Below are 22,444 nucleotides of genomic sequence, written 5' to 3'. Positions count from 1 at the left end.
CTAGAACCTAGAACCTAGAACCTAGAACCTAGAACCTAGAACCTAGAACCTAGAACCTAGAACCTAGAACCTAGAACCTAGAACCTAGAACCTAGTACCTAGTACCTAGCACCTAGAACCTAGCACCTAACACCTAGAACCTAGCACTTCAAAGTCGCTAATGCCTTCAGATCACCTTTAAAACATCACCGCGTCTGACACAAGCCACAAAATACTGTCGCGCGTTGCCCTAGCTTAATCTCACTTAATAGATGTCCACATTGGTTACAGGTTTCACCGCCACGTCCATACACGTGGAGTTTCTGTGCAAAATATCCCGGTTTTCCTTCGGCATTGGTAAAGTCTTTTAGAGTCGTTCCCCCCTGCTTTATCGCATTGGTAAGGATCTGTTTTACTTCTGTGACTAAAATTGTCAGCCTGGCAATATCGACTTTGCCCGCTTCAGTTTGTGGGTGGATTCCCGCGGCAAAAAGAGCTTCATTGGCGTAGATATTACCGACGCCGACCACGATATGATTGTCCATCAAGCACAGCTTTATCGCCTTCTTCTTGCCTTTTAAGGCTTGCTGAAAATAGTCCACATTAAAAGTGGGTAGTAAGGGCTCAGGTCCAAGTTTTGCCAGTAAGGGGTGGGCAGCTTCTGGCAATTCACACCATAGCCAAGCGCCAAAACGTCGTGGATCGTTGAATCTTAGCACTTTACCATTGGCCATCTCGAGGTCGATATGGTCATGCTTTTCCACTGGCGTGGATTTTGACAATATGCGAAGGCTTCCCGACATACCGAGGTGGACAATGGTGGTCCCCGCATCCGTATCAATCAGCAAATATTTAGCGCGTCGTCTGATACTGCGAATCGTTTGGCCAACAATTTGTTGGGCGATATCGGGCACAGGCCAGCGTAACGAGCCATTGCGCACAATCAACTTAGTCACTTCTTGGTCAAGCAGGTGGGGCGATATCCCTTGTCGGGTGACTTCAACTTCTGGTAATTCAGGCATGATGTTCTCTATTGGCTAGCGGCGCTAATAATGGGATTGAGTGATGCGCGAAGACTCGGAGGAATTTGATACCAGTTTCCCGAAGGAGACTTAAGTAACCCCTGTTGACGATAAAACAGCCATAGTTGTGGCGTTGCAATATCCTGTATCTGAATCACTAATTCATGAGGTGTCGATTCTGGTGGGATCAGCTTTTCGATAGGTGATATTTGCACCTTACTCCAGGCGTTAGCCCACTCATCACAGTTGAGAATACTTGCTTCACACTGCCATGAAAAGCCGGCCTCACTGAGCCAAAAATCATCATATTGAAGTTGTTGCAGTGGCGCTGCATCATCAAAAAGTGGTTGAGCGTCATCGGGTAATTTTTCTCGCTCATTGTCGAGCAGAGTTAGGATAGCCACCATAAAGATGGAGGCGAAGATAATGATGTTATTCCATTTTTTTCGGGATAAAGCCATTGGCGAATGCGCTCATACTTACTTGTGATCTTACTTGAGTTTATCACCGAAAAAGCATGAGAGCATTAACGCACTGCGTTTGCTTAGGTAGGATCCGCTGTTAGCCACCCGTTGCATTCATAAAGCGCAAAATCTGCGTGTCGCCTTCCGGACCAAAGTGATGCTCTTTGGGTTTTAGCTTGATGGCATCAAGAATGGCATGCTTCAATCGCGCTATATCTCCAGGTGATTCACGCACAATGGTTTTCAGATCGACCGAATGCTCATTGCCTAAACATAATAGTAAACGGCCTTCAACGGTAACGCGGACACGATTACATTCATGGCAAAAGTTATTGCTGTGGGGGGAGATAAAGCCCACATGGATAGTGCTCCCTGGCATGGTGTAGTAGCGGGCAGGGCCGCCAGTGCGCTTATTGGAGAGGTGCAGCGGGTAGCGTTGGTTGATGAGGGCTTTGACCTCATCGCTGCTGCAATGACGGCTTTTTTTGCGCTCATCAATCACGCCTAAAGGCATCTCTTCAATAAAGGCAATATCCAGCTCTCGTTCACGACAAAACTCTATGAGGTCGAGCACTTCATCGTCATTTTGGCCTCGTAAAATAACGGCGTTAATTTTTATGCGCTCAAATCCTGCAGCTTTGGCTGCATCGATCCCTTCAATAACACGTTCTAATTTGCCGTTACGGGTGAGTTGAGTAAACAGCTCTGGTTTAAGCGTATCTAGGCTGATGTTGAGTCGACTTAGCCCAGAATCACGCATTTTGCCAGCAAACTTGGTGAGTCGAGAGCCGTTGGTCGTCATTGACAGCTCCTTTAGCCCAGGGAGATCGCCAAGTAGTTTGACCAGTTGATCGCAGTCAGTTCTAACCAAGGGTTCACCGCCAGTTAGACGGATTTTTTTGACCCCCAACTCGGTAAAGGCTTGGCCAATCCAGGCCAATTCTTCGAGGCTGAGTACTTGTTCTCTATCGAGGAAGCAGGGATCTTCACTCATGCAATAGACACAGCGGAAATCACATCTATCTGTCACCGACAAACGTAAGTACTCAACGGTGCGGCCAAAGGTATCAACAATCAAACTCATACGAACTTACCTACTACAGACAGTGGGGCTGACCCACTGCAACGGCTAAAAAGGTGGCCTTTTATAAAAGGTCGGCAAAAGGTTGGATATAGACAGTATCGCCAGGATTTAACTGCTCATTTTGTTCGCCAATGACGATTAAGCAATTTCCTTTTACCATTGAACTCAACATTCCAGAGCCTTGTGCGCCTGTACTGGAAACATGTAGCTTGCCATCCGTCCCTAAGTGGTAGACACCACGGGTAAATTCAGTTCGGCCGCTGCGGCTGCGAAGTGTGCAGTCGGCAATGGCGGGCACCATGCTTGGTGACCAGTCTTTCTCACCTGCGAGTTTACGTAGCGCTGGTTGTACAAACTGCATAAAGGAGACCATCACTGCAACAGGGTTGCCGGGTAAGCCGAAAAACAAGCTGTTACCAATCTGACCAAAGGCCAGTGGTCGACCGGGTCGCATGTTGATGCGCCAAAAGTTGATCTGGCCAACTTTCTCTAGGGCTAACTTGATAAAGTCCGCATCACCCACCGATACCCCACCAGAGCTGATCACTACATCTGCTTGGGCTGCTGCGCCTTTTAAGGCATCAATAAGCGCGTCTTCTGAGTCGTGAATGATACCAAGATCGATCACCTCACAACCCAGTTGCTTGACCATAGACTTAATGGTGAAACGGTTGGAGTCGTAGATGCAGTTGGGTTTGAGTGGCTCACCAGGCTGGCACACTTCATCACCTGTTGAGAACACGGCGACACGCGGTTTTCGATAAACGGGTAAGGTGCCAAAGCCTAAAGAGGCCAACATACCTTGATGAGCCGCTTGTAAGCGGTGTCCTGCAGCCAGTGCGGTGTGGTCTTTTGCGATATCCTCACCTGCCTGGCGCACATGCTGGCCAAGTGAAATAGAGCCTGAAAAACTGACGGTGTCATTATCCTCTATGGCCATCTCTTTCATCTGTACCGTATCGGCACCCGCTGGTACAGGTGCACCGGTCATGATGCGTACGGCTTCGCCATCGTTAAGGTTACCTTGATAGCTATGTCCTGCCATCACATCGGCAACAATGGTGTATTGAGCTAGCATCGGCTCACTATGTTTAAAAGCGTAGCCGTCCATAGCCGAGTTGGTGTGCTGAGGGACATCCACTGGCGATATAGCATCACTTGCTAGCACGCGATTACTGCTGTCATCAATGGCTTGCTGTTCGACTTCCATTACTGGATTAACAAAGGAGAGGATGCTATCGATGCCTTGCCTTACGGACAGTGTTTTGCTGGTATCTAATTCACAGCCACACTCCGGCGCTTGCAGTGGTCGTTGGGTTTGGCTCGGTTGCCACAGCTTGATATATGCAATCACAAAATCTGCAATTTGGCCGACGTTGTTAATATCAAGACGTTTTAATTCTGTTGGTAGTTCGGTGTCATCACAGCAGGCAATAGCTTGAATGTTGTCGTCGTGCGTATGGATAAAAGGTTTACCGTGGGCGGCGCGGTGCAGCTCAATTTTAGGTAGGGTTAACTTTTTAAATCCTTCAACTAAGACAATATCAACTTTGTCTTGTTCTATCTGTTGCAGTAAGTGTGGCAGCTTAGGTGCATCATCGACTAAGTCTTCGGTCATCAATGCCCAGCGCACATGGGAGGCGACCAGTACTTGTCGAGCGCCGGCTTTACGCATTTCGTAACTATCTTTACCAGGAATATCGACATCAAAATTATGATGAGCATGCTTGATCACCGCCAACTTGATACCACGACGATTGAGCTCGGGGATTAACTTTTTAAGTAAGGTGGTTTTACCTGTGCCACTGTAGGCACAAAACCCGAGAACAGGAATCGACAACGGATTGTTAAACGGAATGCTCATGTAGACCTCTAAATTTATTTGGCAATTGCCTCAGAAAGTTGTTGTTTTTGTTCTGGTGTGTTGACGTTAACAAAGGCGTTGGGTTGATCAGAAAAATCACACACGACGCACTGGTGCTTGGCGTACCAAAAATCAATTTTGCGCTCACCCGCGTCTAAAAAGGCTTTCATCGATGCCCTGAGTTCTGGTTTCATTAACAGCACCACAGGTTGTTCTCGTTTGCCATCACTCGCCACTGCAAGTTCTGCATTATTAGTGTCAATGGCCGCTAACATTCGTGGAACAAGATCTAATGGCAGTAGCGGGCAATCACAAGGAACAACCAGTAGGTAGTCTGCCAGTGTATGACCTAGCGCGGTGATCATGCCTGCCAATGGACCTAAGTAGCCAGAGTCTTCATCACTCAACACTTTGTAACCAAACTCAGCATAGTGATTTTGGTTACGGTTGGCGTTGATCAGGATCTCCTTAACTTGTGGTTTTATCCTATCGATGGCGTGCTTTATCATAGGTTGGCCATTAAGCTCGACCAATCCTTTGTCGTTTCCGCCCATACGGCGAGCCATACCGCCGGCAAGGATCACTGCATCAATACGCTGTGACATAGTTTAATTCCTGAGTTTGTTGATGTTGGCCTGCAGCCGAGAAGGGTGATGGTGCTGTGGGCGCATCACCTGCTGCAATGATGTTATCGTGAATCAACCAATTTTGCTCGCATAATCCTGTTAGCGAACAGTTTTGGTGGCTGCTGATTAACATGCCAGTGCCTTGTTGTTTCAGGTCGCTAATCATGGTTAAAACCAGTTGCTGGGACAGTTTATCCATATTCGATGTTGGCTCATCGAGCATCAGCAATTTGGGGCGCATTATCCAGGCTCTAGCAATTGCTAAACGTTGGCGTTCACCACCAGAGAGACTCGCTGCTTGCTGAGTTAATAAACTGCCAAGTTGTGCCATCTCAATAGCGTGAACAGTACGCCTTTCAATTTCGGCACGGGTCAACTGGCAAAATGGATGGGCGTAGTTGAGATTATAGTCAACCGTCCCATCAAATAGGTAAGGGTGCTGATGCAGGTATACGGCTTTGCCCAATAACGGGTTACGTCGCCACCATGGGTTTGTTGAAAAACCTTGTGTCACAATTTTTCCGGCGCTCGGTGCCTGCAGGCCGGCAAACATCTTCATTAAGGTGGTCTTGCCTGAGCCATTATCGCCTTGCAGGTGAACAGTTTGCTCTTGCGCCAAAGATAGGTGCTCAAATCGATATAGAAAGCGCTCACCAAAGCGCATTTCGATATTGTTGGCGATCACTTTAACCATAGATTAATGTGTCCTCGGTTCAGCTTTGCCACGCAAAGTCCCTAAGGTGAAATTTAGTATTAGCGACAGAATTAATAATACCAACCCCAGTGCGATTGCCTGGGCAAAGTCGCCTTTGCTGGTTTCAAGAGCGATGGCTGTGGGGATATTACGGGTGACATCGGCAATATTGCCACCGACCATCATGGAGCAACCTACTTCGGTTAGAATGCGGCTAAACGCGGCGACGATGGCCATCAACAGTGGAACTTTCAGTTCTCGGCAAACGACCCAAACGGAACGTAGCCAAGATGCACCTAGAGTACGAGATGTTTCCCATGCACGTTTATCAACGCTAGTAAATGCAGCTTGGCTCATTGCCACAAGCACTGGTGCACAGATCATCATTTGGCCTAAGATCATTCCTTTTTGAGTAAATAGCCAGCGTAGATCTCCCAGAGGCCCCATTCGAGTTAGCATGAGATAGACAAGAAGGCCGATAACAACGGTAGGGATTGACTGGATTGTCTGCACTAAGTTGGTGACAAACCAACGGCCAGGAAAGTGGGCAAATGCAAGGATAAAGCCTAATACAAGTGACGGTATTAGGGTGAGCGCAAGCGCTGCAAACGAGACAGAAAAAGAGACACTTACGATAGACCAGACATCGGGGTCTAATGAAAACAGCAGGCTTAATGCCTGCTGTATCAGGGCTAACCAGCCTTCACTCATTCGCTATATGTTGCCTTAAAGAGTTGCTCACCTTGTACGGTATAGCTATTGATCATGCTTTGAGCTTCAGCGCTGATCAGCCAGTCACTCAGTGCTTTAGCACCTTTGTGGTTTAAGTCTGGATACATTTCCGGGTTAATTAACATAATTTGATAAGGGTTCGCTAGCGCTACGCCACCATCGTAATCAACAGAAAGGTCTAGCTTGGCCTTGTACGCAACAAAGGTACCACGGTCTGACAGTGTATAGCCTTGTAGCTCGTTTGCCATTAGCAAAGTTTTACCCATTCCTTGTCCCACTGAGCGGTAGCCTGCAAACTGTGGTTCAATTTTAGCGCCTTTCCAGATGATTAACTCTTTCATATTAGTGCCAGAGTTGTCACCACGAGAGATAAACGGTGTCCCTGACTTGGCAATTTTAGCAAAAGCTTCTTCAGCTGTTTTACTATTACGAACGTTTGCGGGGTCGTTTTTAGGCCCTAAAATCACAAAGTCATTTTCCATAATGCCACGTGGCATCAGGCCATAGCCTTCTTGGACGAACTTAGCTTCGGCTGCTGGGGCGTGAGTCATGACGACGTCAACGTCACCTTGTCTGGCAAGTTTAAGGGCTTTACCTGTTCCGGTGGCAATCACTTGTACTTTGAAACCCGTTTCCGCTTCAAACTTGGGCAATAAGCTTTTAAGTAGACCTGAGTTTTCTGTACTGGTGGTTGTTGCAAGCTTAATGATCTCTTCTGCTTGCACTGGTGCACTAGCGATTGTGGTGGCGACAAGCGCCATGCTAAAAATCGTTCTTAGGTTAAACATTACTGCTCCTTGGCATTTTGAGTGAAAAACGTGATTCGCCAGGGTCACGTTTGTTCGAAAATCAATACGCTCAAATTACAGCAAAAACAATGCCAACTGAGGTAAACGGAAAAATATGTCACACGGTAATGGCAAAGTGTGAGGCAAGTCCCATGCTGGGTAAATTGTTACCAGACATATTGTCCCAACTGATGTTTAGACTGGTTCAGGGTGACCAATTTGCTGAACTTTGATGCTAGAATCAATTCAATGTGAGTCAAAATGTCCAAAGAAGACAATATGAGCCAATCAAATAAAGAGATGAAGCCGCTACCATCTGCCGTATCTGTGTTAATCGTTGACGATGAGCCAGGGATGCGTAGCTTTTTAAAGAAAGCCCTATCTAAAAAGTTTGCCCTCGTTGAGACCGCTGGCAGTGTAGAAGACGCCGAGCAGTTACGTAGCCGTTGTCATTTCGATCTCTTAATTGTCGATATTCGTCTACCGGGCCGTTCAGGTATTGAGTGGGATGAAGCGCTCAATGATCAGGAGCGTCGCTCTGACATCATTTTCATGACAGGCTATGCCGATATGGATGTGGCGATTAAAGCGCTGCGGGCTGGCGCGTCAGACTTTATTATGAAGCCATTTCACCTAGAGCAGATGATGAAGGCGGTAGACCGCTGCATTGAACGTCGCTTGCTTAAACGTGAGAATTTGATGCTTCGTCGTGAGGTGTCCATCGGTCAATCCTCCACCATTATCGGTAGCAGTGACGCGATGATGGAAGTGAAGCATGTTATTGAACGCGTCGCCCCCACCAATGCCGTTATCTTGATTGAAGGTGAGTCGGGTACGGGTAAAGAGTTAGTCGCTCGACAGCTGCATCTGCTCAGTGGTCGCCAAGGCCCGTTTGTGCCCGTCAATTGTGGTGCGATTGCCCCAGAGCTATTAGAAAGTGAGCTTTTTGGCCATGCGGCAGGCTCGTTTACCGGCGCTAAAGGTAACCGTGAGGGGCTGTTTAGCTTTGCATCTGGCGGGACTATTTTTCTCGATGAGATTGGCGAGATGCCACTTAAGATGCAAACAGCACTACTCAGGGTGCTGGAGCAAAGAACCATACGTCCAGTGGGCAGTGAAAAAGAGATTAATATCGATGTGCGCGTGCTCGCGGCCACCAACCGTAAGTTAGCCGATGAGGTTGAAGCGGGTAACTTCAGGCGAGATCTGTTCTATCGACTTAACGTACTGGATATTGTGATTCCGCCTTTGCGTGATCGCCCTGATGATGTCGTTGAGTTAACCCATCATTTTACACGTCAATTGGCGGCTGAATTAGGGGTGAAAGAGGTGGTTTGGAGCCACGAAGATATGCTCAAGCTGCAACAGCATGAATGGCCGGGTAATATTCGAGAGCTGCGTAATATGATTGAGCGCTGTATTTTACTGGGTAAGCCTCCGGCGGAATATTGGAAACAGCAACCTAAAGCGGATGTACTTGGAGAGTCAGGTTACCCGCTCGATTGGACGCTTAAAGAGGTTGAGAAACACCATGTAACCCAAGTGGTCGATCTACATCAAGGTAATAAATCTGCAGCAGCAAGGGATCTTGGGGTGTCGAGAAAGACGCTCGATCGTAAATACAAAGAGTGGTTTGACGTTAGTCAAAACGAGGAAGAGTAATATGTCATTTTTTCCTCGTATTTTTGGTGTTAATTGGCAGCAAATGCAGGCCAAAGTGCGTTATCGCATTTTGATTTTGACCTTATTGCCAATCTTACTGACCTTAGTCAGCTTAGTGTTTATTACCATCTACTGGAATATTAGCTACACAGGTAAGCAGCTATTTATGAAGGTAAAGGCTGATTTAACGGTAGCCAGCAATACCTTGGTGTCTGTGCAAGATACTCAAGAGAATCAACTTGAGTTGGTGAAGGCATCGTGGGAATTCCAAAATGAGTTTAGAGATATTAACACAAATACTCGCCAGACTCGTGAACAAATAAACACACTATTAGCGATAAAAAAAGAGAGATTAAACCTCGACTTCTTACGTCTTGTTAGCGTGTCTGAAGCCGCTGCTGATCCCGATCTCCGGGTTATGCTGCCTAAAATTGAGAATAATGAGGCGATTTCGGGCTTGATGGTACTGCAGCCGCAGCGACTTTCTCGGCTCGACCCTCAACTGGCGATTGATGCCGTGGTTAAGTTGGTTGATACACCGCGCTCACAAAAGCCAAGTAAAGAGAGCGAGAAGCGTGGCATGTTAAGCCGCAGTCTACTGCCAATTGTGGGCAGTGATGGCTCAATCGGTTGGTATCTTGATGGTGGCATTTTGCTCAATCGCGATATTCGTATTGTCGATCATATTCGCGATCTGGTTTATGACAAAGGTACATTGCCAGAGCGTTCAATCGGTACGGTGACCATATTTCTCGATAATACCCGTATTAGCACCAATGTACCCTTGCATTTCTTCCCTCAAGGTACTGAGAAGCAGGGCCGCGCCCTAGGCAGCTTAGTGTCTGAAGAGGTACGGCAAAAAGTGTTAGTGCAGGGCCTATTGTGGGTCGACAGAGCATTTGTCTATAACGATTGGTTCATCTCCGCTTACGCCCCGCTGCAAGATATACGGGGTGAGCGTATTGGGATGATCTATACCGGCTTTTCAGAATCGCCCTTTATCCATAACTATCTATTGAACATCATTGAGTTGGGCACCATCTTGATGCTGGTATTACTGGTGTCGGGATTGTTAGTGTATCGCGGTGCATACAGCTTGCTGCAGCCGATTGAACGCATTCACCATGTGGTGAAGGCGGTGCAGTCAGGTAGAAATTTGCGTATCGGGTCATTAGGGTTGGAACGTGACAATGAGCTATCTAACCTCGCAGAGCAGTTTGATCGTATGTTGGACCTACTACAACGTCGTAATACCCAGATCCAAGCGGCAGCCGAACAACTTGAGGTAAAAGTTGAAGAGCGCACCCGCAGCTTGCAAGAGAAAACCGACGAACTCCAACGTAACGTCGCCTTGCTGAATGAAACACGTCAGCAGCTAGTGACCAATGAAAAATTGACCGCATTAGGAGAGCTCACTGCGGGTATTGCCCATGAGATCAATAATCCCACAGCGGTGATTTTAGGTAATATGGAGTTACTTAAGTTTGAGTTAGGAGATAAAGCTGAAGATGTCGAGGAGGAGATTGACATCGTGATCCAGCAAGTGGGTCGTATCAGTACCATTATTCGTAGTCTGTTGCAGTACAGCCGACCTGGTGAATTTAATGCGCCATTGGAGATGCACCAACTCACCCCGATTATCGATGAGATGATGGTGCTAGTGAGGCATTCAATTCAGAAGCAGCAAGTGGTCCTGATTCAAGATTTAACCGCCAGTTACCCTATTGAAGTCAACCGTCCGCAGCTCTTGCAGGTGTTGATAAACTTAGTGGTCAATGCAGCGCATGCGATGGATGGTCAGGGTCGGATCTGGATCCGAACTTACGACTGGGTACTTCACGGTGAGCCGATTGGGGTAAAGATCGAGATTGAAGATGAAGGGAAAGGGATACCCGAAGAGCAATTAGGGCGTATTTTTGATCCATTTTACACCACCCGTAAGGATGGTACCGGCTTAGGTTTATCACTCAGTTACGGCATTATTAAGCGCATCGGCGGGACTATAGAGGTGAGTTCGACTGTGGGTAAGGGCACCCTGTTTACCATAGGACTTTATCATAAGGCCATTGATGATCAGTTTAATCCACCCTATGAAGGACTGCATTTCTCCAGCAGTATTAATAAGAAACGTACCGCGAAATAAGAGTGCTCAAATTAGGCACAAAAAAAAGCCGGAATAGTAATATTCCGGCCACAAAGAGTGTGTGAGCAATGTTGTGCTTGCGAACTCAATGGGATTAAGCAGAGATGAAGTGCTTAAATTACTGAGCTTTGGAACGCATGTAAATAGTAATCATTATCATTTGGTTCTGCAAGCTCTTTTAATGTAAAGATTGCTCCAATAGTCTCTTTAGCAAATCAACTTGTTTAAAATCAGTTTATTATCATCAATTTTATTTGTGGCACTTTGTAGTGCGGCAATCTGGTAGCCTTGGCGGATCAACATCTGCAGCATGGTAGCAAATCGATTGTAAGTCTTGACTTCAATGTGGCTTATGCCGTTGTCTTTGCCCCATGCTTCCTGATCGACTAACAATGTTTTTGCCAGCCCTAACTGTCTGAAGTCAGGTAAGATGCCTCCAAGCCAACTATAAAACTGTCCCGTTTTTTCACTGTAACCTAGCTTAAATCCTGCCAGTTCACCTTCAACATAGATAAATTGCAGTAAGGCAGGCTTGTTCTGCAGACGTTGCTGGTAGTCTGCCAATGTATAGCGAGATTCAAACTCAGGTATAGCGCGATTCAATTCAATCAGTGCGAGTAGCTGAGTGTCGGTGATCTGAGTATGGCGCTCTATGGTGATGTGATACATCTTATCTCCTGATAAATACGCCAAAAAAGGCGGCACAAAAATGTGGTCAAAATTTGAGAGCCGCGATGATATAGCAAAACAACTGGTCAGGCCAGTGTGTTGGTCGAATTTTCCCCATCGACACGCAAAATTCTCTCCTGTAGGAGCTTTAGTAGTACACCGTAGACGGGAAGAAATAAGCCCAGGCTGACGATGAGTTTGAAGCCGTAGTCAACCGTCGCGATTTCAGGCCAATGTGTTGCCATAAATTGATCGGTTGAGGCGTAAAAAGCCAAGCCAAAAAAGACTAAGGTATCAATAAGGTTACCTATGATAGTTGATGCGGCTGGGGCCACCCACCAGGCTTTTGCTTGGCGCAACTTGGCAAACACTGTGATATCCATCAGCTGACCCACTAAGTAAGCAGCAAAACTGGCAAAGGCGATGCGAAATACAAAGCTATTAAACTCGGCCAGCGCTTGCCCGCCTTGAAAACTACCTTGATGGAACAGCACTCCCATTAGGTAGGAGATCACTAGGGCCGGTAGCATAGCTCTGAGAATGATCTTTCTGGCAGCCTGTTGACCGAAAATTCGCACGGTTAAATCTGTCGCCAAATAGACAAATGGAAAGCTAAATGCTCCCCAGGTGGTATGGAAACCGAATATTTGAAATGGAAGCTGAACTAAGTAGTTGCTTGTCGAGATGATGAGGATATGGAAACTCACCAATAGCAGTAAAGCACGTTTTATTTGTGCAGGTGTTAGCATTAACATCTTGTGGCCTTTTTAATGGGTTGATGCGGGGTGAGGGAACCCGCTTGATTAAATTATGGTGTCCATCGAAATGTTTGGTATTTGGATGGCTTCTTATGGTTAGGGCGGAAGATTATAGTGGAGGATTAAAAATGAGCAAGCGGTAAGCGCTAACTTTGTGGCAATGTTTTTGAGAAATTGAGCGACCTAACTTCATAATGCGTTCTAAACTAAATGGATTGCAGGTCTACTTTGAGGTGTTAGATGCAGCAGTTTGCTAGGTGGTGGTTAATATTGCTTATTTGCTGGCCATTGTCGCTGTTAGGTGCAGCACCAGTGACAATTAATGCGGTGACCGATCACTGGCCTAAATACAGTAACCTTGATGGAACTGGTTATTATATTGACCTACTGCGGCATGTATTCCCCGAGCCTGATTATCAGTTGGAATTGGATATCGTGCCTTTTTCTAGGGCGCTATTTTTAGTCAATCAACAGCGTGTTGATGTGGGGCTAGGTTTTTATCGTGGTGATGTCGATCCTAGCTATTACAGCGAGATACCCGTTGAGGTCGATCGCGTGGATGCGGCGGTAACCCCTGAACTTGCTGCTGTTTGGAAAGATATTACCAGTCTAAAGCAAAAAAAGGTGCAGGCGATGCTAGCGTATCGTTTTGACAGCTTCATTAGTGTCCCTATGTACTATGAAGAGAGCAGTGAGCTGTTATTAATGCTGAACCATGTTAATGATGGGAAAATAGATGCTTTGCTCGACTACAAACGTTCGATGATCTCACTCGCCAGTCATCTCGACCACCCTCGGCAATATGTCATCATTGAAAATGTACTGAATCCAGCTGTCTATTTTGTATTCCCGCAAACCGAGAAAGGTAAGCTACTCAAAGTGAGATTTGATAAGCAGATGCAACAGCTTATTAAAAGCGGTGACATTGAACAGATCTTTAAACGTTATGTCTCTGATAGAGAGCGGGTAGCAAAAGCACGTAGTGACTAAACTTCTGTCAAAATAGACAAAATCGTGGCGAGTTTGTTTTCTAACTCGTGCCACTCCGCATCAGCCTCAGACCCTGACACTATGCCTGCCCCAGCGAATAGATTGATGCGACCTGGCTCAATCAAGGCGCTACGGATTGCCACGGCAAACTCGCTTTCATGCTTGTTAAAGTAACCACAGGCACCCGCATACCAGCCGCGGGTGTAGCCCTCTCTTTGCCTGATAAAATTAATTGCAGACTCTTTTGGCAGACCACCTACAGCAGGGGTCGGGTGGAGTGCTTGTAGAATTTGGAAGTCGTTAACACCGCCCTTCAACTCGGCTCTAATCGCGCGGTGAAGATGTTGAATATGGCTGAGCTTAAACACTTTTGGCGATTCGTCAGCACCTACATAGTTACTGAGCGGAGTGAGAGCGTCGACAATATGTTTTCGAACCAGCTGATTCTCATGACTGTTTTTGCTGTCATCCAATAGCTGCTGCGCCAACATCGCATCCTCTTCTTCATTGAGGCCACGCGTTGTCGTGCCTGCTAATGCTTCAGTAAACAGCTCGCGCTGACGTCTTCGATAGAGGCGTTCGGGTGTGCAGGAGATAAAGGCGCTATCGGGGCTAAATTGGAAGCCAAATTGAAAACTATTTTGGTTTCGTCCCTGCCAACTGGCGAGCAACATCCAGGGATCGACCTTTTCGTTAATCTCCAACTGAGTCAGCCGTGACAAGACCACTTTTGGGGTCTGTTTAATAAATTTTTCGTGAGTGACTTGGTTAACGAGCTCAGTCCAGCGGCGGTGATCGGGACGATCACTGCGGCTGAGCAGGTGAATCTTGTTTGGTGGTGAAAGCGGTGAAGGCGATGCTAACTGTTGCAGAGCTTGCAACGCGTTTTGACGCTCCTGCTCTATCTCTTCGTTTTCAATGTTGAGGTTGATCACCAATTTATAGTCATGGCCGCTGCGTCTTAACTCGAGTCGTGGCAGCACAAAATGCGCTTTACCATACTCTGGCCAGCAATCGGTATCACGATCAAAGGCAACCCCGCCGTAGTAGCGAATATCTTGATTGGTGGATAGTGCTCGTTGCTGCTGATAAGCCAAGGAGAGCTGGTTATCGTCTACAGCATCTTCAAAAATAAAGTCTTTACAGGATCCTATCGCCGCCACTTCCTCTTGGGTGTCACGACCTCTCCAGTAAATACGCGGATAACAAGGTTGGCTGGCTAACCACGCAATCGTCGGCAAAGGGCATACAGGCACGGACACCTGAATAATAGGTTCGCCATGTTGATGTATGTCGAGTCGCTCAAGTTTGCTGACTAAAGATTGTATAGCCTGTGATAGCGAGAAAACGCTCAATGAATATTCCAACCTTATTACTTTAGTGTCGATGCATGCGGTGCAAAGCAACCGCGGAGCCGATAGTGAACAGACTTACTCTGTATTGGAAATAAGAATCTTTACCACAAACTAATATCCTAGCAAAAAAGTGTCAAGTTACAGGGAGGTAAGCTGTGAGCTTGGCCAAGAAATCCTCTTCTCTTCTAGGCAGTGACGGTGGTAGCTGACACTGAGAACTTTTGTCTGACCTTATACTTTGCTTGGACATTCTGTCCCGACAATTATCAATCACCCACTCCCAATGTTTAAATTAGTCGATCTAGGTTGGTTTTTGGTTTTTGTTTGCTTGCTGCGCTTTATGGATCCCTCCAACAATATGGGCTATTAGATCAATAACAGTGCCTGTAATGAAAACAAATCAAAAACTTATCAAACTTTCTATGGTGGCGTCAGCCATCACTTTAAGCCCTTTTGTGAATGCCGCTGAGACGGCCCGCGATCCCATTTTAGATGTCTCTGAGGTGATCGTTGTTACGGGTGAAAGGCCGACACCACTTGAGCAGACCACCACCACATGGAGTATCTCTGAAGAGGAGATTCGTGAGCTAGGTGCCCAAAGTCTAGATCAGATCCTAAAGAATGCTCCCGGTGTCTATGTCAGAACCGGTGGACAGGGAACTCCTAGGGTCGATATTCGCGGTTTTAAAGCACGTCATGTGATCTACTTAATTAACGGCGTGCCCGCTAATGGTGCCGAAGATGGGCAGTTTGATCCCAGTGTTATCCCTGCTAGCCAAATAGCGTCAGTCACGGTATCCGTTGGCCCCACATCTGTGTTGTATGGCCCTGGTGGCGCGGGCGGTGTGATCAATATTCGGACTAAGCAGGGCGATGATGCGCCTAGGTTATCTGGGCATTTAGAAGCTGCTGACAATAATACTTTTAATGGCGATATCACCGCCGCTTCCTCTGGTGCACGTTGGCAGGGTTTGATGTCACTATCGCGTCAGCAGACCGATGGCTGGCCCATATCCAGTGATCACTATGATACCGCGTTGCAGTCTGGTGATACACGCCTTAACTCAGACAAAACCATCAATAGTCTATTTGCTCAGGGAAGTTATTGGTTGTCGGACCGCACTCAATTGATGGCAAATGTCAGTTTGCGTAGCGGTGATTGGGGTAAGCCAGCCATCGATGGCTCCAGTACTGGGAAACCTAAGTTCGAGCGTGTCGATGATTATCAATCGCAGACGATTCAGTTGGGCATGGCGCACAAGTTCGATCAATTAACCTTGCGGGGTTTTCTTTATCAAAATCAAACTGACGTGATAGAGAATCGCTATACCGATAGCCATTACACCTTGATGCAACAAACTCAGGACGGCCGGTCTACTGTGAGTGGTGGTAATCTGCAGTTAGTTGCTGATTTGGAGCAAGGGCATCTGTTAACGAGTTCCTTGATTGCTGAGCGTCAAAGCTGGCAGTCAACCAGTAGCAAGCCGGTTGTAGAAACAACATCGGGCAGCAACAGTGGTGCTGGTGGCTCTGGTTCTGGTTCAGGTGGAGGCAATGGCGGTGGTTCTGGTTCAGGTGGCGGTAATGGCGGTGGTTCTGGTTCTGGTGGAGGCAATGGCGGTGGTTCTGGTTCCGGCGGCGGTAATGGCGGTTCATCGAATGAATCGTTTGATGATGCGGCGTGGCTATACACCTTGGCTGCGGAATATCAGTATCAGCAAGATCAGCTAGGCGCAACCTTAGGCGCTGCAGCACACCAGCAAGAGCGTGTTAGTGATGATGAAACGGACTATTCAGCACAAGCGGCGGGTTATTGGCAGGTTGCCGATGATACCCGGGTCAACCTTGGGCTGGCGCGTAAAGTACGTTTTCCGTCGATGAGAAACCTTTACTCACTCTCTTCAGGTAATGATGCTCTGGTGGCTGAGACATCTGAGCATGTTGAATTAAGCATGGCGCAAAACTTTGCTTGGAGTACCGACCTTCATTTAGCGGGCTTCTATACCGACACCAAAAACTATATCGCCAAAGATTTAGGCGGTGTCTATCAAAATATGGGGCGTTATCAGTTTAAGGGTATCGATCTGTCGTTACGTAACCAAAGTATCGACAAGCTAGCCGTGACCTTTGCCTATAGCTTTCTTGATACTGAAGATAAAGATGCCACGCCAGGGCTAGAGACATTAGCATATCGCCCACGCCATCAGTTTAGAGTACAAGCCGATTATGAGTTGCCATTTGCACTGCGCCTCAACCTCAATGTCGAGCATATTGTGGGGCAAGTTTACCATCTGCAGCAAAAAGTTGCGGGGCAGAATATGCTGGTTGAACAGGATCTAGACGATTACACCTTGGTGGATTTGAACCTCATCCAGCCAATTATGGGTGATAACCTAGAGCTCTACCTCAGAGCGACCAATTTGTTTGATGAGCACTATTACCAGAGCGAGGGATTACCTCAAGCGGGTAGACAAGTGTTTGTCGGCCTTAATTGGCAGCTGTAAAGCGTTATCATTATGTGTTTACTTGAGCTCAAAGCGATAAGTTTTGGCTATCAGGCTGCAATCGGCGAGCTCTTTGATGAGCTTAGCTTACAGCTACGTCAGGGAGAGTGTCACCTCATCCATGGGTCAACGGGCTCAGGAAAGTCGACCCTGCTAAAGCTGCTAGTTGGCGTACTCTCCCGGCCTTTTTCCGGTGAGAGAGTTTGCCAACAGCCATGCTCAATTGGCGTTGTGATGCAAGATCCTAATGTGCAGCTGCTGCGCCAAACTGTTGGGGCTGAAGTGGCTTTTGCGCTGGAAAACAGCGGTGTACCCAGCAATAAGATGATTGATTTGGTGGCGCATGCTTTGCGACAGGCGGGGCTGTATGTCGCTTTAAATACGCCAATTGCCAACTTATCGCTGGGTCAGCGCTATCGCTTAATGATTGCCGCACAACTGGTGTCGTCCCCCCAAATATTACTGCTAGATGAACCTTGGGCACAATTAGACAATCAAGGTGTCGATGAGCTCACTGAGCTGCTGTTTGAGTTGCAACGCCGTGGTATGGCGATTGTGATTGTTGAGCATCACCGAGGGGCTTTTAGCCAATGTGTGACTCACAGGTGGATGTTGAGTGGCGGAAAGTTAATCTCTTATCAACCATGTGATGAGCCGGTTATATCTGTCTGCCAACTGCCTGGGTTAAACAGGCGCCGAGACCTGTCATTGTTAGCGCCAGTGGTCGTTAGCAAAGCACTGACATTGCAGTTTAACGACAACAAGTTACTGTTCCATTCGAGTGGGCTTAACCTGTACCCAGGAGAGGTGGTTGCGCTTATCGGAGACAACGGTAGCGGCAAAAGCACACTACTTAAAGCCTTGGCGGGGATTCAATCTGACATTGGGGCGCTGGATCTCAATGTGCTGGGTGTGCGGCCTAAGTTAGGACGCTATGGTGCCTCCTTAGCACTACTGCACCAAAGGCCGAGTCGTCAATTGTTTGAGTCGACGGTGATTGAGGAGATGCAATTTAGCTTAAAGCGTTACGGCTTACCAATAGAACGTGGTATCGGCATGCTGACCAAATTAGGCTTGAGCACTTTGGCAAACCTGTCTCCTCATACGCTCTCTTATGGTCAACAACATCTCGTCGCTTTGGCTTCTCTGGCGTGCCTGCAGCCTAAACTTTTGCTGCTTGATGATCCGTTTGCGGGTTTAGATAGCCGCTATGTCGATGTGGTGGTCGATCTCATTAATGAGTTGAGTCAGCAAGGCTGTGCCATTTTACTCTCCAATCATCGTGTTCAACCTCAGTTAGCCGTGGACCATTACTGGTGCATTGCTCAACAGACGTTGCGCTGCTATCGCGCGGAGTCGCTTGCCGGTGAGGTCGCTCTTAAGCACTGCGATGGCATGGTTTCTGATGGTTATCAAGATGTGGGTTAAACGTGTTAAAACACCGTTTTTTGATCGCTCTGGAAGGGATCGAACATCTCCTCATTACGTGGTACGCAGCGCTAAACTCTGTGCGCTATGTATAGTCGCGACGCTCTGCTGTGCCAGCGGTGCATTTTTTGTCCCCAATACCGCACTCATCCCCCTGCTTTTGATCAATGCTGCTTTGCTTGGGCATGGACGTTATTTAGGTGGCAGAGTACGTGGGTTGCTGTTGCTTTTCGCCATACAACTATTGATCACCTCAATGCTCTATCTATTGCTCCACGGCGTAGAGCGTTTGCATGAGGGAGGATTGGCGGTGACACGTATTATGCTGGCAATCATTCCAGGTTGGTGGTTGTCAATCGTCTGCACGCCTCAGCGCATTGGTGAGGTACTTAGTTGGTGTTTACCTCGAAAGTGGGCGTTTGTGATGGCAGCGAGCTTTAGCCTGTTGCCCTATATGGCCAAAGAAACCAGAGAGATTTACCAAATGCAGGTGATGCGTGGTGCCAATATCACCGCCAAAGCACTGTGTTATCCAAAGCATTGGCCGGAGTTAATTTACTGCGTGCTGTATCCGCTATTAATCCAATTGTTAAAGCTCTCTAAGCAGATGGCATTGGCCGCCAAACTCCGTGGCTTTGGCAGCCATAAAAGACCAACCCATTGGCCTGACTAGGTAAGGAATATTGAAATGAGTGACAAAGGTTTCAGTCTACATGACGCACTGTTTATCGGGTTCTGTGCCACATTATTGGTGGCGCTTAAAGGGATGTTACGCCTAAAACTAGGCATCACAGGTCATTCAATGTTTTTGATCTGTTTCTTTTATCTTATTTGCTACGGGGCCGTAGGCAAGGCGGGGGCGATAAGCGCTTGCGGCATGTTGGCGGGGCTATTAGCGATGATGTTGAGTGTGGGCAAAGGCGGACCATTTATCCTGCTTAAGTTTGCTTTGCCTGCCATAGCGATGGATCTCTGTTTATTGATACTGCCGACACTACTCGGTCTGAAATGGCGTTTTATCATGTTGGCGCTGGTTGCAACGTTAGCGTGGGCGAGTAAGGGGTTAATTGAAGATTTACTTGTGGGCATGAGTATCGCCGTGGCACTAGTGCAATTTGCTAAGAGTGCACTGTTTGGCAGCCTGTTTGCTGTGTTTGCCGCAACGTTAGTCCCCCCTGTACTGCAGCGATTAAGAAGCCATGATCTATTAGATAATACGGAGTTAAAGTAATGCTTAATGGTAAATTGAAATCTTGGTTGATCTGTATTGATGACACCGATGATATAGGCACAAAAGGCACAGGAGAGATCGCCGAGGAGATAGCGCTGCTGATCAGCGGTGAGCCACTGAGTCGCTGTAGTTTTGTGACAAGGCATCAACTTTATGTCCATCCCGAAATCCCTTACACCTCACATAATAGTGCGATGTGTTTTCAGGTTCGCACCCACCTCTCTTTAGCTGAGATTCGTGACGTCGCCGTCGCGCACTTATTGCAAGAAAGTGCCACTGCGGCAGACCCTGGTCTGGCAATACTCGACTTACAATCAGATATTGACCGTCAGGCGTTAATCGATTTTGGCCTTGCTGCAAAACAAAGTGTGAAAACTAAATCTCAGGCCTACGGATTAGCGGAGGCGTTAGAGGTGAGCTTAAGTGAGCACGGTGGCACCGGGCAGGGGATCATTGGTGCATTGGCTGGGTTAGGTTTGCGTTTACAGGGCAGCGATGGGCGCATCAAAGGACAAGTAAAGCTCAAAGGCTTATTAGATGGTGAGCAGGTTTTTTCGGTAGCTGAGGTGATAGAACAAACCGGAGTCGACAGTGTGCTCACCCATACTGGACAGTTTTTATGCTTTAAAGAATCAGTGACACTCTCTGGCAAACTCAAAGCCGTTTATCACGACCACCAGGTTTGCCTGCTGGTTTATCCTCAAGACGGCATTTGGCGTAACGCCTTAAAGCAGCACTTGCAACATTATTGATGGAGTTGATATGCGATCTATTTTTCGGTTAGTCGCGGATGTTTGGCAATTGAATATTATTGATGATGATTATTGGCAGGCCCGGCTTGTGGCATCACGTTGTATCCAGTTCTGTGCCGACGATGAGGATGAACAGGTTGATGACACATTGCGATCTTGTGTCAATTGTACTCGTCGCCGTTGGTTAGTGAATGGCATTACGTGCACTGAAGCACAATAACAAGAGTCACCCGATTAATATTAGCTGTTGCTGTATAAGGTTTTTTTGTTTTGGCTTGTACAACTTAAATAAATTAATGAAAGTTTGCATAAATTTATTGGCGATTTAACGCCGCTAGGCATAGTATTAGCCCCCTATTTTCTCGTAAATTGACTACCTCGCACTGCCTTAAAGTATTAGACGTACTAGAATAGAGGGGGAGTGTGGGTCATTTCGAGCATTTTTACTATCTGAGTGGGGTTTATGGGCGAAAGAGTTGGCAATAAAACAGATGTTATTAAAGTACCTGTGCCACGTTTGTCTTTAGGTATGTTTGTCACGGCTGTCGATAGCCAAGGAAAGGTCAATATCGCCAACCCTGGTCAGATAAAAAGCCGTGAAGCTATTAGTAAGCTCACTAAAAACGGCATTAAGTTTGTTTGGGTCGATGTTGAGCGTTCATCGGAAGATTGTGGCCTAAAGAAAAAGTCCGTCACTCCGCCAACAAAGCCGAAGAAAGTCACTAGAGAGCAGTCTCAAGAGAAAGCTAAGCGATTAATGCAAGAAGCAAAAGGCTTAGTAAAAAAGGTTCTGTCGGAGACCTTTGATGGTAAGGCTGTACAAGTTGAGCCTTTCGAAGACTTAGCGGAAAACATGATTGAATCGGTGATGTTAGATGCCGATGCATTTAAGTGTATCTCTGCACTGCGTTCAAAAGATGCCTACCTGCTTGAACACTCTATCAACGTCGCCTTTTTGTTGGTGACATTTGGTAAATACTTAAAATTAGAACGTGAAGCGCTCAAACAGCTCGCGGTTGGCGGCATATTGCATGACATTGGTAAAGTGCGTGTTGATAATAAAATTCTGCACAAACCAGGTCGTTTAACACCCGAAGAGTTTGAGCATATGAAGCTGCATCAGGTCCATGCCAAAGAGATACTATCGGAAACCGAAGGCCTCTCTCAAATTAGCCAAGATGTCTGTCTGATGCATCATGAAAAAATTGACGGCAATGGTTACCCAAATGGCCTAAAAGGCGATGAACTGACGCTGCATGGGCGGATGAGCTGTGTTGTTGATATCTTCGATGCCTTAACGGCAACCCGCTGTTATAAAGAGGCAATGAGCCCGGCCGCCGCATTTAAAATTTTGCTTAGCCTGACACCGTTCCATCTCGATGAAAAACTGGTTTATGAGTTTATTCGTTGTATTGGTGTGTATCCTGTGGGCTCATTGGTACAGCTTTGTGATGGTCGAATTGGTATCGTTTGGGATGCCAAAGATAGAGATGCTTTGCACCCAATACTGAAGTGTTTCTATTCAATAAAGCATAAACGTTATACTGAAGTAGCTATGATCGACTTGAGTAAATCAGAACTGCATATCGAGCGCGGCATTTCCCCCAGCACCTTAGAGGTTGATCCTTCACCTTTTTATTAATCCTTGGGCAATCGTCTATTTTTTAGTTTGTCGGCAGTATGATGAGGTCACAGGTAT

At 47.0% G+C, this 22,444-nt stretch carries 20 protein-coding genes and 2 pseudogenes; 11 read left to right on the top strand and 11 right to left on the bottom strand.

What is annotated here, in order from left to right; all coding sequences use genetic code 11:
* Positions 1-185 precede the first annotated feature (185 nt).
* The 8 genes from mutM to L876_RS0113460 all read right to left on the bottom strand — a co-directional run bounded on the left by mutM (position 186) and on the right by L876_RS0113460 (position 7,226).
* Entirely contained in the window at positions 186-1,001 is an 816-nt protein-coding gene (mutM, locus tag L876_RS0113495; RefSeq protein ID WP_028764295.1) for a bifunctional DNA-formamidopyrimidine glycosylase/DNA-(apurinic or apyrimidinic site) lyase, read from the bottom strand.
* Positions 1,002-1,009: 8 nt separating this feature from the next.
* Entirely contained in the window at positions 1,010-1,462 is a 453-nt protein-coding gene (locus L876_RS0113490) for a hypothetical protein (protein ID WP_028764294.1), read from the bottom strand.
* A 100-nt stretch (positions 1,463-1,562) separates the two neighbouring features.
* Complete coding sequence (moaA, locus tag L876_RS0113485) at positions 1,563-2,549, bottom strand: GTP 3',8-cyclase MoaA (RefSeq protein ID WP_028764293.1); 987 nt, start codon at positions 2,547-2,549, stop codon at positions 1,563-1,565.
* A gap of 61 nt (positions 2,550-2,610) precedes the next feature.
* Positions 2,611-4,413, bottom strand: a complete 1,803-nt coding sequence (locus L876_RS0113480) for a bifunctional molybdopterin-guanine dinucleotide biosynthesis adaptor protein MobB/molybdopterin molybdotransferase MoeA (RefSeq protein WP_028764292.1) — start codon at positions 4,411-4,413, stop codon at positions 2,611-2,613.
* A 14-nt stretch (positions 4,414-4,427) separates the two neighbouring features.
* Positions 4,428-5,018 carry a molybdenum cofactor guanylyltransferase MobA gene (mobA, locus tag L876_RS0113475; RefSeq protein WP_028764291.1) on the bottom strand — a complete coding sequence of 197 codons (591 nt, stop codon included), beginning with the start codon at positions 5,016-5,018 and terminating at the stop codon, positions 4,428-4,430.
* Positions 5,002-5,733, bottom strand: a complete 732-nt coding sequence (locus L876_RS0113470; RefSeq protein ID WP_028764290.1) for an ATP-binding cassette domain-containing protein — start codon at positions 5,731-5,733, stop codon at positions 5,002-5,004. Before L876_RS0113470 ends, mobA begins: the two co-directional genes overlap by 17 nt.
* Before the next feature lie 3 nt (positions 5,734-5,736).
* Positions 5,737-6,444 carry an ABC transporter permease gene (locus tag L876_RS0113465; protein ID WP_028764289.1) on the bottom strand — a complete coding sequence of 236 codons (708 nt, stop codon included), beginning with the start codon at positions 6,442-6,444 and terminating at the stop codon, positions 5,737-5,739.
* Entirely contained in the window at positions 6,441-7,226 is a 786-nt protein-coding gene (locus L876_RS0113460; protein ID WP_248674609.1) for an ABC transporter substrate-binding protein, read from the bottom strand. Before L876_RS0113460 ends, L876_RS0113465 begins: the two co-directional genes overlap by 4 nt.
* A 306-nt stretch (positions 7,227-7,532) precedes the next feature.
* Here L876_RS0113460 and L876_RS0113455 point away from each other — a divergent pair, with 306 nt between their 5' ends.
* Both L876_RS0113455 and L876_RS0113450 read left to right on the top strand, forming a co-directional pair.
* Positions 7,533-8,915, top strand: coding sequence for a sigma-54-dependent transcriptional regulator (locus L876_RS0113455; RefSeq protein WP_028764287.1), 1,383 nt, complete (start codon positions 7,533-7,535; stop codon positions 8,913-8,915).
* A gap of 1 nt (position 8,916) precedes the next feature.
* Positions 8,917-11,058: a sensor histidine kinase gene (locus L876_RS0113450; RefSeq protein ID WP_028764286.1), complete on the top strand. Its 2,142-nt coding sequence runs from the start codon at positions 8,917-8,919 to the stop codon at positions 11,056-11,058.
* A gap of 207 nt (positions 11,059-11,265) precedes the next feature.
* Here L876_RS0113450 and L876_RS0113445 read toward each other — a convergent pair whose 3' ends face one another.
* Positions 11,266-11,727 (bottom strand): GNAT family N-acetyltransferase, encoded by a 462-nt coding sequence (locus L876_RS0113445; protein WP_028764285.1) that lies wholly within the window; start codon positions 11,725-11,727, stop codon positions 11,266-11,268.
* Between the two features lie 86 nt (positions 11,728-11,813).
* Entirely contained in the window at positions 11,814-12,482 is a 669-nt protein-coding gene (locus L876_RS0113440; RefSeq protein WP_028764284.1) for a 7-cyano-7-deazaguanine/7-aminomethyl-7-deazaguanine transporter, read from the bottom strand.
* Between the two features lie 243 nt (positions 12,483-12,725).
* Here L876_RS0113440 and L876_RS0113435 point away from each other — a divergent pair, with 243 nt between their 5' ends.
* Positions 12,726-13,475: a substrate-binding periplasmic protein gene (locus tag L876_RS0113435; RefSeq protein WP_028764283.1), complete on the top strand. Its 750-nt coding sequence runs from the start codon at positions 12,726-12,728 to the stop codon at positions 13,473-13,475.
* Here the strand turns inward: L876_RS0113435 and L876_RS0113430 are convergent.
* The gene (locus tag L876_RS0113430) at positions 13,472-14,830 is read right to left on the bottom strand and encodes an isochorismate synthase (protein ID WP_028764282.1); all 1,359 of its coding nucleotides are present in this window, start codon (positions 14,828-14,830) and stop codon (positions 13,472-13,474) included. The two genes, L876_RS0113435 and L876_RS0113430, sit on opposite strands and share 4 nt — an antisense overlap.
* 389 nt (positions 14,831-15,219) lie before the next feature.
* Between L876_RS0113430 and L876_RS0113425 the strand changes: the two genes are divergently transcribed.
* The 8 genes and pseudogenes from L876_RS0113425 to L876_RS0113395 all read left to right on the top strand — a co-directional run bounded on the left by L876_RS0113425 (position 15,220) and on the right by L876_RS0113395 (position 22,387).
* Positions 15,220-17,334 carry a TonB-dependent receptor gene (locus L876_RS0113425; protein ID WP_028764281.1) on the top strand — a complete coding sequence of 705 codons (2,115 nt, stop codon included), beginning with the start codon at positions 15,220-15,222 and terminating at the stop codon, positions 17,332-17,334.
* 12 nt (positions 17,335-17,346) lie between these two features.
* A pseudogene (locus tag L876_RS23300) lies at positions 17,347-17,802 on the top strand (ABC transporter ATP-binding protein); the annotation flags it as partial.
* A gap of 315 nt (positions 17,803-18,117) precedes the next feature.
* Positions 18,118-18,762, top strand: a pseudogene (locus L876_RS23295) (ATP-binding cassette domain-containing protein); the annotation flags it as partial.
* Entirely contained in the window at positions 18,752-19,435 is a 684-nt protein-coding gene (locus L876_RS0113415) for an energy-coupling factor transporter transmembrane component T (RefSeq protein ID WP_028764280.1), read from the top strand. The pseudogene L876_RS23295 and the gene L876_RS0113415, both read left to right, overlap by 11 nt.
* 15 nt (positions 19,436-19,450) lie before the next feature.
* Positions 19,451-19,993, top strand: coding sequence for a hypothetical protein (locus tag L876_RS0113410; protein ID WP_028764279.1), 543 nt, complete (start codon positions 19,451-19,453; stop codon positions 19,991-19,993).
* A gap of 14 nt (positions 19,994-20,007) precedes the next feature.
* Complete coding sequence (locus L876_RS0113405) at positions 20,008-20,745, top strand: DNA-binding protein (RefSeq protein WP_028764278.1); 738 nt, start codon at positions 20,008-20,010, stop codon at positions 20,743-20,745.
* 10 nt (positions 20,746-20,755) lie between these two features.
* On the top strand, positions 20,756-20,965 hold the full coding sequence (locus tag L876_RS0113400; protein ID WP_028764277.1) for a hypothetical protein: 210 nt from the start codon (positions 20,756-20,758) through the stop codon (positions 20,963-20,965).
* A gap of 243 nt (positions 20,966-21,208) precedes the next feature.
* The gene (locus L876_RS0113395; protein WP_028764276.1) at positions 21,209-22,387 is read left to right on the top strand and encodes a cyclic di-GMP phosphodiesterase; all 1,179 of its coding nucleotides are present in this window, start codon (positions 21,209-21,211) and stop codon (positions 22,385-22,387) included.
* Positions 22,388-22,444 lie beyond the last annotated feature (57 nt).

The sequence above is a fragment of the Shewanella colwelliana ATCC 39565 genome, from assembly GCF_000518705.1.
GTDB classification, from domain to species: Bacteria; Pseudomonadota; Gammaproteobacteria; order Enterobacterales; family Shewanellaceae; genus Shewanella; species Shewanella colwelliana.
The sequence above is the reverse complement of the archived record's forward strand: the minus strand, read 5'-3'. Positions and strand labels throughout refer to the sequence as shown.

Coding starts and splice junctions, on each gene's coding strand:
- L876_RS0113490 (WP_028764294.1), bottom strand. CDS start 1,462: ATGGCTTTATCCCGAAAAAAATGGAATAACATCATTATCTTCGCCTCC.
- L876_RS0113410 (WP_028764279.1), top strand. CDS start 19,451: ATGAGTGACAAAGGTTTCAGTCTACATGACGCACTGTTTATCGGGTTC.
- L876_RS0113460 (WP_248674609.1), bottom strand. CDS start 7,226: ATGGCGCTTGTCGCCACCACAATCGCTAGTGCACCAGTGCAAGCAGAA.
- L876_RS0113450 (WP_028764286.1), top strand. CDS start 8,917: ATGTCATTTTTTCCTCGTATTTTTGGTGTTAATTGGCAGCAAATGCAG.
- L876_RS0113415 (WP_028764280.1), top strand. CDS start 18,752: ATGTGGGTTAAACGTGTTAAAACACCGTTTTTTGATCGCTCTGGAAGG.
- L876_RS0113455 (WP_028764287.1), top strand. CDS start 7,533: ATGAGCCAATCAAATAAAGAGATGAAGCCGCTACCATCTGCCGTATCT.
- L876_RS0113400 (WP_028764277.1), top strand. CDS start 20,756: ATGCGATCTATTTTTCGGTTAGTCGCGGATGTTTGGCAATTGAATATT.
- mobA (WP_028764291.1), bottom strand. CDS start 5,018: ATGTCACAGCGTATTGATGCAGTGATCCTTGCCGGCGGTATGGCTCGC.
- L876_RS0113435 (WP_028764283.1), top strand. CDS start 12,726: ATGCAGCAGTTTGCTAGGTGGTGGTTAATATTGCTTATTTGCTGGCCA.
- L876_RS0113440 (WP_028764284.1), bottom strand. CDS start 12,482: ATGTTAATGCTAACACCTGCACAAATAAAACGTGCTTTACTGCTATTG.
- moaA (WP_028764293.1), bottom strand. CDS start 2,549: ATGAGTTTGATTGTTGATACCTTTGGCCGCACCGTTGAGTACTTACGT.
- L876_RS0113480 (WP_028764292.1), bottom strand. CDS start 4,413: ATGAGCATTCCGTTTAACAATCCGTTGTCGATTCCTGTTCTCGGGTTT.
- L876_RS0113425 (WP_028764281.1), top strand. CDS start 15,220: ATGAAAACAAATCAAAAACTTATCAAACTTTCTATGGTGGCGTCAGCC.
- L876_RS0113470 (WP_028764290.1), bottom strand. CDS start 5,733: ATGGTTAAAGTGATCGCCAACAATATCGAAATGCGCTTTGGTGAGCGC.
- L876_RS0113465 (WP_028764289.1), bottom strand. CDS start 6,444: ATGAGTGAAGGCTGGTTAGCCCTGATACAGCAGGCATTAAGCCTGCTG.
- L876_RS0113445 (WP_028764285.1), bottom strand. CDS start 11,727: ATGTATCACATCACCATAGAGCGCCATACTCAGATCACCGACACTCAG.
- mutM (WP_028764295.1), bottom strand. CDS start 1,001: ATGCCTGAATTACCAGAAGTTGAAGTCACCCGACAAGGGATATCGCCC.
- L876_RS0113395 (WP_028764276.1), top strand. CDS start 21,209: ATGGGCGAAAGAGTTGGCAATAAAACAGATGTTATTAAAGTACCTGTG.